Genomic DNA, 15009 nt, shown 5'->3' on the forward strand with positions numbered 1-15009 from the left:
GCATAAATATTTAATTTCTAGATTTCAAAAATTGTTTCGTAATTTTTTTTTTTTGTTTATATTTAATATAAAATTTGCTTTTATACATAGCTGTAAATGATTACAGATAATATTTATGGTATAATAAGTATGTAATAACTTTAAATTACATAATTTATTTGATGTATTATAACCTTTTAGTATATATGATGGGGTATAAAATGAATATAAAGAGGAAGAGTAAAAGGAAAATTTTCATAACTACGTTATTAACTATGATAATTTATATATTATCGTTAAATGAAATAAATGCGTTGGTTAAATTAGATAAAAACTTAAAGATTCAAATTATTGCAACTAGTAATTTAAATGGAAAATTTACAGCTTATGAATATTCTAAAAATATGAATGTAGATGGTGGGCTTACACAGATTTCAACTTTAATTAAAGAAGAAATGGACAATAATAAAAATACTGTGATAATTGATAATGGTGATAGTATTCGAGGAAATTATAGTAATTTATTCTCAGAAGATAAAGAAAATCCAATGATTTTAGCTATGAATAAAATTGGATATGATGTATTAAATTTAGGTGAAGGTGAATTAAATTTAGGTATAGATAAAGTAAATAGTTTTAAAAATCAATCACAAAATAAAGTAAATATAATTTGTTCTAATTTATATAAAAATGGGGAGAGAGTCTTTGATGGATATGCTATAAAGGATTTAGATAATAATATTAAAGTTGCAATAATAGGTATTGTTTTGCCGGAGATTGAAAAGAAATATGATAATAAGTTAAATGGATGTACGTTAAAAAATCCTATTGATGAGGTTGGAATAGTAATTGATGAAATAAAGTCAAAAGGTGGAGCTGATTTATATATTTTATCGGCTAATATAAGTGTAAGAGAAGAGAAAAATTCAGATGAGAATTTGATAAGAAAAATTGCGGAGAGATATGATAATATATCTGCTATAGTAATAGGTGATGAGTGTGAAATAGAAGAAGTAGAAAAAATTAATAATGCTATAGTAATTAAACCCAATAGTAATGGTGAAAGTATTGGAAAAATAGAAATAACCTTAGAAAAAATAGATAATGAATATAAAATAGTTAATGAGGAAAGTGAAATAATACCAACAGCAAGTGTTATAGAGGATGAAGAATTAACAGAAGAAGTTAAGAGTTATCATGAGAGATTAGTAATAGATGCTACAAAAAAGATTGGAGTATTAGATAAAGATTTAGTAGAAAAGGATAATATAAAAGGTATACCGCAATCTATAGTTAGTGATCAAGGGTTAACTGATTTTATAAATGAAGTACAATTATATTATAGTAGAAAACAATTAGAAGAATTAGATATTGATGTTGATAATATATATCATGTATCTGCAGCAAATATATTTGAAAGTACTTCTAATATTGAGGAAGGTAATATTACTAAAGCAGATATTTATAATATATATGGAAATGATAATAATCTTTCTACAATAAAAATTACAGGAAAACAGCTTAAAAAATTGATGGAATGGTCAGTTGCAATTTACAATAAATTTCAAGAAGGGGATTTAACAATATCCTTAAATGAAAAAAGAAAAATATATCAATATTATATGTTTGATGGAATAAGTTATGAAATAAATATTTCTAATGATATAAATGATAGAATTGAGAATTTAATTTTTGAAAAAGATAAAAAAGAAGTTAAAGATGATGATACAGTTTATTTAGCAATAAATAATTTAAGCTCTAAATCTATAATTGATTCTGAAATAAATAGTGTTTTTCATGGAGAAAGCTATGAAAAAATATGTGATACTAGCAATTATAGAATTTCAGCTATAAGAGATTTGATTTTTGACTATATTATTAATGTAAATAATGGAGAAATAAAGAGAAATGTAGATGAAAATTGGAAATTAACTGGGGTAAAATATGATAACGAAAAAAGAGAAGTAGCAATGCGATTAATTAATGAAGAAAAGTTAAAGATTATGAAATCAAGTGATGAGAAAAATCCAATTATTAAAAGTATAACTTGGGATGATGTAATAGAGGTTTCAGATAAAACTATAGATATAATAGCCTTTAATGATTTTCATGGAAGTTTACAAGAAGGTGATAAAAGTATTGGAGCTGCAAAACTTCTAACTTTAATTAAAGAAAAGCAAAGTTTAAAAAGTGATGATTATGATTCATTTATTGTTTCAACTGGAGATGTTTATGGAGGAGCACCTATATCTACACTTACATATGGCAAAGCAGTTTCAGAATTTTTAAAAGAAATGGATTTGACAGTATCCTCAATTGGGATACATGAGTTTGATTTAGGAATTGATAAAATAAAGGCGTGGCAGAGAGAAGGGGAATTTTCTTTTTTAGCAGCTAATATAGTAGATAAAGAAAGTAGAAATCCAATAAGTTGGATAGAGCCATATTCAGTTATTGAAAGCAATGGTTTAAAAATAGGAGTTATAGGAGTAACTACTCCAGAAATAGTTTCTAGAATAAAAGATGAAAATATTGAAAATTTAGAGTTTATATCTCCGGAAAGTGTTATAAATAAATATGCTAAAAAGTTAAAAGAAGAAGAAAAGGTAAATGCTGTTGTTGTTTTAGGATATTTAGAAGCAATACAAAATAAAATAACAGATAAGGTAGAAGGAGAAGTCACTGAACTGGCAAAGAGTATTTATAATGTTGATGCTATAATTACAGGAAGTAATGGTAAGTATATATCGGGGAGTGTTAATAATATACCTATAGTTGAAGCAGGAGGTAATGGAGAAGGATTATCTAATCTCAAATTTACTTTTAATGTAGAAGGAAAATTGCTTAATGTAGAAGGTATTAGTGAAAAAATATGTAAAACAGATGAAAAAATTATAGCTAATGACAATATGGAAAGGATAATAAAGTCTTATGAAGAAGAATTAAGTGATATATTATTAGAAAAAATAGCTTATTTAGATAGAGATTTAGACTATGACAAAGATAATGGATTAACTTACATTGGAATGGTTATTGCAGAGTCACTAAGGAGAATAGCAAATACAGATATAGTTCTTATTGATGGTAGAGAAATAACAGGAGGGTTAGAGCAAGGTGAGGTTACAGTAGAGGATTTATATACAATAGTACCTTATGATAATGAATTAGTTACTATAAATCTTACGGGTGAAGAAATTAAAAATATAATAGAAGATAAAATAAAACTAAATGATAATGAGTGTGTTCAATTTGCAGGAATAAATGTATATTATGATGAAAGTAGAGAAATAGGAAAAGGAGTAACGTCTATAAAACTAACTAATGGAACAAGCTTAGATATGAATAGAAGCTATAAAGTTTTGATAAGCGATTTTATGCTATCTAGCAAAACAGAGAATAGCGTTGCAAATAATGAAGAGGTTATGGAAAATAATATAAATATTAGGAATTCAATAATGGAATTATGGAAAAATGAAGGTATTAATTTTGAGGTTGAAAATTTGCTAGTAGTAGAGGAAAGTCAGTGCTATAATTATATAAATAAAGATGAAAAAAAGTATTATTCAAAAGGAAGTATAGAAGAGTCAAAAGGTATAAATGAAAAATTGCCTATTACAGGTGGTGTAAATTCGATTTATATCATTATATCAGCTAATATTATTATGATTAGTGGAATGTGTATTAAAAAGAAAAGGTTAAAATAATAAAAAAATAGATAGTATTAAAAACATTAAGTACTGTAGATAAGTATGTATAATTAGTATTATATAAAAATTTAAAATACCACTATGCTAAAAAGCATAGTGGTATTTCTTTAAGCTATATTAGAGCTTTTTTCATTTTCTCTCCATTCTTCAACTTCAGGTCCAAGTTCTTCTATTGAAGAAGCGTAGAATACTGGATCTTTACCAGCTTTCTTTTGTTCGTTATAATCTTTTAATGCTTTTATAGCAATTTTGCTAAGTAATACTATAGCTATTAAGTTAAGGATTGCCATAAGACCCATAAATACATCAGCTATATTCCATACTAATTTCATTGAAGCTACAGAACCAAATAAAACCATACCAACAACTAATATTCTGTATATGTAAAGATATATTTTTTTGTTTGATATGAATTGAATATTTGTTTCTCCGTAATAATAGTTTCCAATGATTGAACTAAAAGCAAAGAAGAAAATACAAAATGCAATAAAGTATTGCCCCCATGCTCCAACTTGAGAACCTACAGCTATTTGAGTAAGCTCTATACCAGCTATATCACCTAATGGAATATTATTTGAAGAAGCATGTTGTACTAATGTATCAGATGATAAAAGTATTATAAATGCTGTAGAAGTACATATTATTAGTGTATCAGTAAATACTCCAAGAGTTTGAATTAATCCTTGCTTTGCTGGGTGTGAAACAGTAGCAGTAGCAGCAGCATTAGGAGCTGATCCCATACCAGCTTCGTTAGAGAATAATCCTCTTTTAATACCATTTAATAAAGCAGCACCAATTCCACCACCAATAATTTGTTTTACACCAAAAGCATTAGCAAAAATCATTTTCAATACTGCTGGAATTTGAGTTATGTTAGTTATTATAATAAATAAAGCTACTAAGATATATGCTACAGCCATAATAGGAACTATTATACTTGAAATTTTAGCTATACTTTTAACGCCACCAAAAATTATAATTGCTGAAGCAATAGTGATTATAACACCAAGGAAAACTCTATTTATACCAAAAGCTGAATCGAAAGCAGCTGTAATTGTGTTTGATTGAACTGAGTTAAAAGCAAAACCAAAACAAATTATTATTAATATTGAAAAAGTAACACCCATCCATTTTTTCTTTAGGCCTTTTTCCATATAGTAAGCAGGACCACCTCTAAAGCTATCTCCATCTTTAACCTTATATATTTGAGCTAAAGTTGATTCTATAAAAGCAGAAGCAGAACCTATTAATGCAATAAGCCACATCCAAAATACAGCACCAGGCCCACCAATTGCAATTGCAGATGCTACACCAGCTAAGTTTCCTGTACCAACTCTAGAAGCTGTACCAATACAAAATGCTTGGAATGATGAAATTTCACCTTTTTCTTTTGAAGATGTGCCTTCCCCCAGTAATTTGAACATAGATTTAATGTTTGTAAATTGCACAAATTTTGTTTTCCATGTGAAGTATACGCCTATAGAAATTAACATTGCTATTAGGATATATGTCCATAGAAAATCATTGATTGAAAGAATAAAAGTATTAAATTTTTCCATTGGAATGTTCCCCCTTTTTTATCTTAAGTAATATTCTATATTTTATAGTATATAGGAAAAAAATAAAAAATGCAAGAAATATAATTAAAAAATTCATAAAAAATATTTTTAGTATCAAATATGCAAGAAAACGATAAAAAAATGAATAATGTGAAAGAAAACAATTCAAATATCAAATTTAACAGGATAATTTATTAAAAAAGTTATAGTTTTTTTGTGGTAAATATTTACAAAGCTAGTTATAAAGAATATATACTTTATATTTCGGAAATTTAAAATAATACAATTAAATATAATAAAAGCATCAAGTAAGATTTAATTTCTTACTTGATGCTTTTTATTTTGAATAGAATATATGATTTTTATAATATTTAAATATTAATCAATATTATCTGAAGAGTTTGAATCATTGTTATCATTACTATCATCATTACCATTATTATTTTCATAAGAATTATTGTTATCTTCAGAAGGATTATTTCCTATTGAAGTATCATTTGAAGAAGATTTTGAAATAGTAAGGGTTACAGTGCCGTCTTCAAGAATTTCGCTTGTAAATCCTGTTAAAATATATTGTCCAGGTGATAAGCTACCAGATACTGATTGGCCATTAAATGTATATTTAATTTTTCTATCATTTAATAAAACTATAGCATCATATAAATCCATATTAGCTTTTAAGCCAATTTGAGATAGATTTATAGTTGTTTGAGCTTTTGTATCATCCAGTTCTGTAGGGACAACATAAGCATAATCCTTTGCACCATAATATGCATTTGGTTTCTTTATAAATACTCTAGTTTCTATTAAACTCTTAGGAGTATTATCAGATACTAGTTTATTATTTTCTTTATTAACTTGTACTGCTACATGCACATCACAATAAGATTTTGGTTCAGTTCCTTCGATAAATAATTCGGTTTTAACTCTATTACCTCTTTGATCTTGACTACAAAGATTAGTAGCAAGTTTTCCAGAGTCTTTACAAACTACAGCTTTAACTATTCCTGATGGTTCATCAATTTCTTTGTACTCAAGTCCTTCGTGAACAACGCTCATAACGCTACCAAATAAATCAGCTGCAGATGAACTATATCCATTACCCATAGGTGTTTGATCTTGATATCCAATCCAAACTGATCCAGAGTAATAAGGAGTTAAACCTGCAAACCAGAAAGAGTCAACATTATTAGTTGTTCCTGTTTTACCAGATACAGGCATATCACTAAACTTAGCACCATTGGCATCAAAATAAACTAACGGATCTTTTAATATGTTATACATTATATAAGCTGTTTGTGGTGAGAATAATACAACTGGTGTAGCTTCTTTTTCTAAAATAACTTTTCCACTAGCATCTACAACTTTAGTATAAAGTATAGGCTCTATTCTAACACCATTATTTCCAAATGCACCAAATGCAGATGCTAATATAGTTGTATTACCACCATCTCTATCACCTATAGGTTGCTCAAATTGCCCCATTGATGCAGCAGACATAGTATGAGAATCATCACTATATTTAAGACCAGCTCTTTCACCATATTCTATAGCTGTATTTAAACCAATTTTATCAACAGTTTTTATAGAAGTTAAGTTTTTAGAATAAGTTATAGCATCTCTAGGAGTTATATAACCATCCATAACACCATTATAATTTTGTGGAGGATTATTGGTATTAAATCCATACTTGTTAATTAATTCTGTTGATATAGGTGTATCATCTATAGGAGTTGCAGCTGTCATAACTTTAGTATCTATAGCAGGACCATAAACAGTAAGCGGTTTAGTAGTAGAAGCTATTGATTTATGATCAAAGTAAGCATTGTTAATTGAACCCGGTGGAGTATCTCCACGACCTCCAATTAAAACCTTAACTTGACCAGTTCTATAATCAATTACAGTTGCAGCAGCTTGTAATAATGGAACACCTTCTTCAGAGTATTCTTCAATATATTCACCATTATATTGTTCTACATGTAAATTACTTCTTTCATCTAATACAGCTTGAACTTTATTTTGAAGCTCGGTGTTCATAGTAGTATATATTTTAAGTCCACCAGTTACAAAAAGTTTATCAACTTCATCATCTGTATATTTATATTTTTCTTTTAAATCTGTTCTAACTTGATCAAGAGCAGGGTATACAAACCATTCTTGATTTAATTTATAATCTGTATCAGTAGTTGAAAAAGCAAAATTATTTGCATCTGCTTCAGCAACAGTGCTATCATGTTCTTCTTGAGATATATAACCAAGTTCTAACATTTTATCAAGAACTGTTTTAGTTCTATTTATATAAGTATTGGGATAATCTTCTTCTTCAGTATTATAAGCACTATAATATGAAGGTGCTTGAGTAATACCTGCTAAATAAGCACATTGAAGTAAGTTAAGCTCATCTACTGATTTGCCGAAATAGTATTTAGAAGCAGCTTCAACTCCATAAAGATATCCACCTAATGGAATAGTATTTAAATAAGCTCTCATAATTTCTTCTTTACTTAATTCTTTATCAAGTTGTACTGAAAGAGCAATTTCTTTAATTTTTCTATTAATAGAATCAAGTGGTGTTGATTCTGCAGATGATTCTTCTAATAATATAGAATTTTTAACTAATTGTTGAGTTATAGTTGAAGCACCATGAATACCACCATCTTTTAAACCTAAGATAATTAAAGCATCTCTTGTAGCTGCACCTAATATTCTTTTTACATCTATACCGCCATGAGTCATAAAACGTTCATCCTCAATTGCGATATATGCATTAACTAAATTTTTTGGAAGTGTGTCATAATCTTCGACTACGTATCTTTCTTGAATAGATGGTAAATTGTCTATAAATTCACCTTTATCATCGTATAGCATAGAAGTTTCATCTAAATTATAAATAGCATTTATATCTAATGGTGGTGCAGTTTTAATTACTGCATAAATATATCCAACACCTACTACTCCTGTTAATAATACTATTATTAAAATCGTTAAAAAAAAGTATTTTAAAAAACGTTTAACTCTAGATGGTTTTTTCTTTAACTTTTTAGAAGTGCTTGATTTTTTTTGCTGTTCATTTGAATTATTAGCCATCTCTTCCTCCTTTTAATAAATAAAAAAATATAATATTCTTTTATATTATAGCATATTAATTGTAATAGTAAAATAATAACTATGCTAGGTGGTTAGATGAAATATTATACTCAAAGACAAAAAAGTATTCCAAAGTTTAAACCTAAAAAGAGACCATTTCCATTTAAGTTAATTCTACTAATAATGTTAATAATATTAATGAATTTTATTCTATATTTAATCAATAAAAGAATATTACCTATGGTATTAAGTGTTGGAGAAATTGAAATGAAGGCAGAAGTTTCAAAAATAATTAATGAAGAAAGTGTAAAGGTCTATTCTGAAAACTTTAATTATGATGATATTATACATATTGATAAAGACTTAGAAGGAAATATTACAATGGTTAGATCAGATACAGTAAAGCAAAATTCTTTAGCATCTCAAGTTGTTTTAAAATGTAATGAAAGATTAAAAAGTTCAGATGATTTAAGTGTGAAAATTCCATTCGGGTATATAACTAATAACGTTCTTTTTTACAACTTAGGACCTAAAATAACAGTTAAGATTCAGCAGGTTGGAGCCATAAATACATCATATGAATCTGTATTTGAAAGTGCAGGAATAAATCAAACTAGACATAAGATATATTTAGATGTAAAAACTACTATGAGAATTGTAGTACCATTTAAAAGTAAGGATATTGATGTTACATGTCAAATTCCAGTTTCAGATACTATAATTGTTGGTAAGATTCCGGATACAGCTATAAATATGAATAGTAATAATTAAAATAAAAAAGTGGCTTTTGCCACTTTTTTATGATTCTCAATTAAATACTTAGAGAATTTTAATGTTGTTAAAAATTAACTAATGTTATTAGCTTTTATGTAAAGTTACTTAACATATTATTTAATGTTATTTATCATTGAATAAATTTGTATCAAATTATTTGTTTCGATACAAAATGCACACAAAAATAGAGCAGTAGAAACCACTCTAAAATATCATTTAAGACTTGAGAAGATTCTTCTTTTAATTCTTATAAAAGATAAAAAACAACAATATCCTTCAACCATAGTTGAAGTACTTATATTAGTTCTTTTAATCTTTAGTACTTATATAAGTACTAAAGATTAAAAGTCTGAAAAACATTGATATAAGTAGTTTTGAAGGAGAGGCTGGAACTTAAATAAGATTCAAATTAAGAGTTTGGACTTTTTTTCTATCGTATGTGATGTTTTCATTAATATGTTAAAAAGCTAGCAATAGAGCCATTTTATGAATTTAGGATAAGCATTTCATTTATTTGGAGTAGGTCATCTGATGGATGTTCTGCTGGGCAACATAATGATCAAAGCTAGTATTTTCAATGCTTTCATCTGAACTGTCTGTTGGTAATATTATCTACTCGTAAATTATTCCAAGCAAACAATAAAAAAGTATGATAATTAACTTAAGAAGCAAGTTACAAAGTTATTAGTGAAATTAAAATAATAACTTACAATTTAATTAAAACATGTCAGCTTTAGTTCATATGCAAAGCTTCTAAATGTTGAGATAATTAATTTAACAAATGGATGTTCTTCGAAAACTGAATATAGTTCAATGAGAGTTTTATTTATAAGATAGAAACAGTCCAAGTTAAAAAAATATAAGCTATTGCAAAAGCATTTGGGCTAACTGCTAAAGAGTTATTATAAAATTCAAGTTTAATAATTTAAGGGGAATAGGTATGACAAAGATATTAATAAAACAGTATTGCACGAGTAGGTGTTAAAAGTGGAAAAGGATTTTTGGGAATTGGTAAATTAACAGATTATAACTTTGAAAAATGGAAATATAATTTAAAATGCTGTCAGCATAAATACAAAAGCACTATAGATTAAAGATGGTATTAAGCAAAGATTTGCGTACTTTGAATAATCCTTAATTATTAACAGAAGCTACAGATGTAGAATATTTGATTTATCTTTTGAGCAGATAATAATGTATGTTAATTAGATGTGAATTTGAGGATTACAATTATTGAAAATGAACATTATTTTGTTAAAAAAGGTATCGTCAAATGTTTAGGAAGAAGCATATAATGAAATGTTAGGAAATTAAATTTTAAAGAACCTAAACAACAAGAACATAAACTAATAAACAAAAGCTAGCAAAAATTAAATTTTATAAATGAATGGGGGATTGTTTATGAAAAAATTATTTGTTAGTTTATTAGTGTTAAGCGTAGTTGGTTTTGTAGGATGCGGTGAATCCGTTACTGAAAGTGTTGAATATCAAGAATTGGAATCTAAATATAGTGAATTAGAAACTGAATATGAGGAATTAGAAACTGAATATGGGGAATTAAAAAAACAAGATGTAGAAGATGATAAGACTATTAAGAATTTACAATCACAAGTAGATAAAGCTAAAGACTATTTAGATTTAGATCAGGAAGAAAAGAAATTAGTAGATGAGAAAATAGTTGAAGTAAATAAAGCTACAGAAGAACGTATAGCTAAAGAAAAAGCTGAAAAAGAAGCTGCTGAAAAAGCTAAGAAGGAAGAAGAAGAAATTGCTAAAAAGGAAGCTGAAGAAAAAGCTGCAGCTGAAAAGAAAGCAGAAGAAGAGAGAAAAGCACAAGAAGAACAAGCCAAGAAAGAACAAGAGGAGAAAGAAAAACAAGAAAAAGCTAATTTAATAGAAAAGACTAATGCTATAGCAACAGCTAAAAACTATTTAAGCTTTACATCATTTAGCAGGTCAGGTTTAATCCATCAATTGGAATATGAAGGATATTCTACAGAAGCAGCGACTTACGCAGTAGATAATATTGATGTAGATTGGAATCAACAATGCGCTAAAACAGCTAAAAACTACATGGATTATATGGCATTTAGTAGAGATGGATTATATCAACAATTACAATATGAAGGATTTACAGATGAACAAATTCAATATGGTTTAAGTAGTGTTGGTTATTAAAAAAATATAGAAAGAACTCTTTTTAAAAGGTTCTTTTGTGTTTATAATACCACAGGTTCGACCTGTAGTTCCAGAAAGTTTCTAGCTATGAGTGAATAAAAAAGGCCTCCTTTGGAAAAGTATTTTAAGTTTGACGACTAAAATAAATTAAAAGGAGGCGTCGTTAATTAAAAAGATATTGTTAGTCGGGAGCATATAGGAAAGATTGAATAATAAGGGATTATGTTCATATAATCTATTAATTAAAAGGGAAATATGATGAAGAGGATTTTAATTGCTTCTCTTATAGGAAGAGTAGTTTTATTTAATGGGTGTAACAGCAAAGGTAATACAGAAGGTGAAATCAGAGATATTGAGATACAAGAAACATTAGAAGCAACTGATGAAGATGGAATAAGTATTGATGATATAGAAATTTTTCTGCTGATATAATAGAATATTTAGAACTGATATTGAAAATTATCAAGTTTTAAATGAGAGCATAAGGGAAGTTGGAGAGTTGGTTGATTAGCAGCATAAAAATAATTCCATTGGATACAAAATGTACACAAAGGCATAAAAACATATAAAATAAAAGCTAGTTAAACTATTGATATAACTAGCTTTTAACGTATTGTTATTTTTTATGATTCCCAATTAAATACGTAAGGAACATTTCTATAGAAACCTTCGTAGTCTAATCCATATCCAACTACGAATAAATCGTCAATTTCAAAGCAACAATAATCAGGTTTTAAATCAACTTTTCTTCTAGAAGGTTTATCTAATAAAACACAAGTTTTAACTGATTTTGCACCAAGTTTTTTAACGTGATCTATAACAAATTCCATTGTGTAACCAGTATCGATTATATCGTCAACTATTAAAACATCTAAGCCTTCTATGTTGTCAGGAATGTCGTTAACAACAGTTACAGTACCAGAACTAACTTCGCTATGACCATAGCTTGAAGTAGTCATAAATCCTACTTTTGCTTTTAAATCTAGAGCTTTAAATATATCAGCACCAAAAACAAAGCTTCCTCTTAAAAGTGGTAATACATAAATTTCTTTACCTTCATAATCATTAGTTATTTGCTTACCTAATTCTTTAACTCTTTCTTGAATTTGTTCTTGAGAAAAAAGAATATTACGCTTCTTATCTTCCATGTCAAAACCTCCGTTAATACAATACAATTTTTATAATATATGAAAGAAAAATTATTAATAATATTATTTTAAATATTAACAATAATTTTCAAAATTTGCAACTTAAAATTTAAGATATAGTCAAATATTACATTTATTTAGCGAAAATTGTTAACTTGAAAATTTAGTATAAATTAAAGAAGGTTTTTATCGCTAATAAATATATTATATGTGAATTTTAATATTGAACTATGAAATTTAAAAGTTAAAACTAAATAGAGATAGAAAACTCCTTTTCCTAAACGTCAAAGGAGTAAGTTCCAGTAACCAAATATAAAATTAAATACAAATAGGAAACTCCTTCTCCTAATCGTCGAATGAGTAAGTTCAACTTACCAAATTAAAATTTGGAGTTTCACTTATGTTTACATTTACTTTGGAATAGGATAAAATAAAATGAAAAATTACTTAATATATAGTTATTTGTATATAATTATAATAAATTTAAATAATATATTTAAAGTCTTAAAATGAGGTGAAAAGATGATATATGGAAATATAGATGGAGTTAAAAAGTCAGCTTTAGAAGAGTTAGAAGCTCTTTATAAGGCAAAATGTCCTAAAGATGAAGTATGCTCTTTAAATATAATAGAAACAATATCTAGAGTTTCAGCATTTATTGAAAGAGAAGTAAGTGTGGCTATAGATAGAAGAGGAAATATAAGAAGTATTGCAATAGGTGACTCAACATCAGTTGAAATTGAAACATTAGATATAAGAGAAAAAAAATTAGCAGGTGTTAGGATAATTCATACTCATCCTAATGGAATGAGTAACCTATCTGCCCTTGATATAAGTGCATTATTAAAGCTAAAATTAGATGCTATTGTAGCAATTGGAATTTATGAAGGAAAAATTTTAGATTGTTCATTAGGTCTTTTAACTGTATTAGATGATAAGTTAGATTATGAAGAAATACAAAATATAGCTTTAGAAGATTTAAGTAAGATTCATATATTAAATAAAATAAATTATATTGATTCTCTAATAAAGGAGAAAGATATAATTGAAGATGAGGGCGAAAAAGCTATTTTGGTAGGTTCAGATACAAGAGAAAGCCTAGAAGAATTAAAGGAATTAACTAAAGCTTGTGATATACCAGTACTTGAAAGTGTTTATCAAAGCAGAAGTAAAATTGATGCAGCATTTTATATAGGAAGAGGAAAGGTTCTTGAAATTGCTCAACTTAGACAAAAATTAAGAGCAAATGTAATTATATTTGATGATGAACTTTCGGGATCACAAGTTAGAAATCTTGAAGCAGCAATAGGAGCTAAAGTAATTGATAGAACAACGCTTATACTTGAAATATTTGCAAGAAGAGCGAAGAGTAGAGAAGCTAAAATACAAGTAGAACTTGCTCAACTTAAATATAGAATGAGTAGACTTCAAGGGCTTGGAACTATTATGTCTAGAACTGGTGGTGGTATTGGTACTAGAGGCCCAGGTGAAAAGAAGTTAGAAACAGATAGAAGACATATAAAAGAAGAAATCTATGATTTAAATGATGAACTTAAAAAAATTAAAAAGATAAGAGAAACTCAAAGAGAAAAGAGAAATAAAGAAAGTATTCCAAAAGTATCATTAGTTGGATATACTAATGCGGGAAAATCTACTTTAAGAAATGCCCTTTGTGATGTTGCTGCACAAAAGGAAGTTATAGGTAAGGAAAAAGTATTTGAAGCAGATATGCTTTTTGCTACCTTAGATATAACAACTAGAGCTATAGTGCTTAAAAACAAAGGTGTAATAACATTAACAGATACAGTAGGATTTGTTAGAAAATTACCTCATGATTTAGTTGAAGCATTTAAATCAACACTAGAGGAAGTAATATACTCTGATCTTTTATGTCATGTCGTTGATACTTCAAGTGATACTGCATTAGAACAAATAAAAGCAGTAGAGGAAGTGTTGTTTGAATTAGGAGCAAAAGATAAGGATACTATTTTAGTATTAAATAAAATTGATAAAGCTACAGAAGAACAAATAGCAACTGTTAAAGAAGCAACAGCTGAGTATAATACTATTGAAATTTCAGCTAGAGAAGGAATAAATTTAAATGAACTTCTAAATTTAATTGAAGAAAACTTACCTTATAATATGAAAAAATGTGAATTCTTAATACCATATGATAAAAGTGATATATCATCATTCTTGCATAGAAATGGAAGAGTATTAGAAGAAGATTATAGGGAAAATGGAACTTTTATGATTGTTGAAGTAGATGATGAAAGTTATAATAAAACTAAAGATTATATTGTAAATATAATAGCATAATAAAAATACTCCTTAAAATAAATTGTTTTAAGGAGTATTTTTATTAATATATATAAGATTTAATTAAAGTAATTTTATATATTTAATTTCAATTGAATATCATGAAGAAAAAGATAGGACATTTTTATAAAATAAAGGATAAAATATTTATAATTGAAAAAAATAATCTTATCCGAATATTAAAAATAGATTTATATTAAGGTTAATTTAATTGTATTTTTATTTAAATAACAAAATAATATATTGTACTATATAAAA

General features: G+C 27.0%; 8 protein-coding genes. 5 read left to right on the plus strand and 3 right to left on the minus strand.

Annotated elements, in window-relative coordinates; genetic code table 11:
• Window positions 1–200: 200 nt before the first annotated feature.
• Window positions 201–3683 (plus strand): 5'-nucleotidase C-terminal domain-containing protein, encoded by a 3483-nt coding sequence (locus HMPREF0216_RS10150; protein ID WP_040419635.1) that lies wholly within the window; start codon window positions 201–203, stop codon window positions 3681–3683.
• Window positions 3684–3793: 110 nt separating this feature from the next.
• On the opposite strand, the gene HMPREF0216_RS10155 is transcribed toward HMPREF0216_RS10150, so the two are convergent.
• Together HMPREF0216_RS10155 and HMPREF0216_RS10160 are read right to left on the minus strand one after the other, a co-directional pair.
• Entirely contained in the window at window positions 3794–5245 is a 1452-nt protein-coding gene (locus tag HMPREF0216_RS10155; RefSeq protein WP_005213966.1) for an alanine/glycine:cation symporter family protein, read from the minus strand.
• Between the two features lie 378 nt (window positions 5246–5623).
• A complete protein-coding gene (locus HMPREF0216_RS10160) occupies window positions 5624–8332 on the minus strand; it encodes a transglycosylase domain-containing protein (RefSeq protein WP_005213967.1) in 2709 nt (902 codons plus the stop codon).
• A 96-nt stretch (window positions 8333–8428) separates the two neighbouring features.
• Between HMPREF0216_RS10160 and yunB the strand changes: the two genes are divergently transcribed.
• From yunB to HMPREF0216_RS17125, 3 genes are all read left to right on the plus strand, one after another.
• Window positions 8429–9103 (plus strand): sporulation protein YunB, encoded by a 675-nt coding sequence (yunB, locus tag HMPREF0216_RS10165; protein ID WP_005213968.1) that lies wholly within the window; start codon window positions 8429–8431, stop codon window positions 9101–9103.
• 1404 nt (window positions 9104–10507) lie between these two features.
• On the plus strand, window positions 10508–11284 hold the full coding sequence (locus tag HMPREF0216_RS10170; RefSeq protein WP_051040697.1) for an Ltp family lipoprotein: 777 nt from the start codon (window positions 10508–10510) through the stop codon (window positions 11282–11284).
• A 258-nt stretch (window positions 11285–11542) separates the two neighbouring features.
• Entirely contained in the window at window positions 11543–11716 is a 174-nt protein-coding gene (locus HMPREF0216_RS17125; RefSeq protein WP_157464284.1) for a hypothetical protein, read from the plus strand.
• A 191-nt stretch (window positions 11717–11907) separates the two neighbouring features.
• Here HMPREF0216_RS17125 and hpt read toward each other — a convergent pair whose 3' ends face one another.
• Complete coding sequence (gene hpt, locus HMPREF0216_RS10175; protein ID WP_005213971.1) at window positions 11908–12432, minus strand: hypoxanthine phosphoribosyltransferase; 525 nt, start codon at window positions 12430–12432, stop codon at window positions 11908–11910.
• 522 nt (window positions 12433–12954) lie between these two features.
• On the opposite strand from hpt, the gene hflX reads away from it, so the two are divergent.
• Window positions 12955–14751, plus strand: coding sequence for a GTPase HflX (gene hflX, locus HMPREF0216_RS10180; protein WP_005213972.1), 1797 nt, complete (start codon window positions 12955–12957; stop codon window positions 14749–14751).
• Window positions 14752–15009: the final 258 nt, after the last annotated feature.

Origin of the sequence: Clostridium celatum DSM 1785, assembly GCF_000320405.1 — a bacterium.
Taxonomy (GTDB): Bacteria; Bacillota; Clostridia; order Clostridiales; family Clostridiaceae; genus Clostridium; species Clostridium celatum.

Coding starts and splice junctions, on each gene's coding strand:
- HMPREF0216_RS10150 (WP_040419635.1), top strand. CDS start 201: ATGAATATAAAGAGGAAGAGTAAAAGGAAAATTTTCATAACTACGTTA.
- HMPREF0216_RS10155 (WP_005213966.1), bottom strand. CDS start 5,245: ATGGAAAAATTTAATACTTTTATTCTTTCAATCAATGATTTTCTATGG.
- HMPREF0216_RS10160 (WP_005213967.1), bottom strand. CDS start 8,332: ATGGCTAATAATTCAAATGAACAGCAAAAAAAATCAAGCACTTCTAAA.
- yunB (WP_005213968.1), top strand. CDS start 8,429: ATGAAATATTATACTCAAAGACAAAAAAGTATTCCAAAGTTTAAACCT.
- HMPREF0216_RS10170 (WP_051040697.1), top strand. CDS start 10,508: ATGAAAAAATTATTTGTTAGTTTATTAGTGTTAAGCGTAGTTGGTTTT.
- HMPREF0216_RS17125 (WP_157464284.1), top strand. CDS start 11,543: ATGAAGAGGATTTTAATTGCTTCTCTTATAGGAAGAGTAGTTTTATTT.
- hpt (WP_005213971.1), bottom strand. CDS start 12,432: ATGGAAGATAAGAAGCGTAATATTCTTTTTTCTCAAGAACAAATTCAA.
- hflX (WP_005213972.1), top strand. CDS start 12,955: ATGATATATGGAAATATAGATGGAGTTAAAAAGTCAGCTTTAGAAGAG.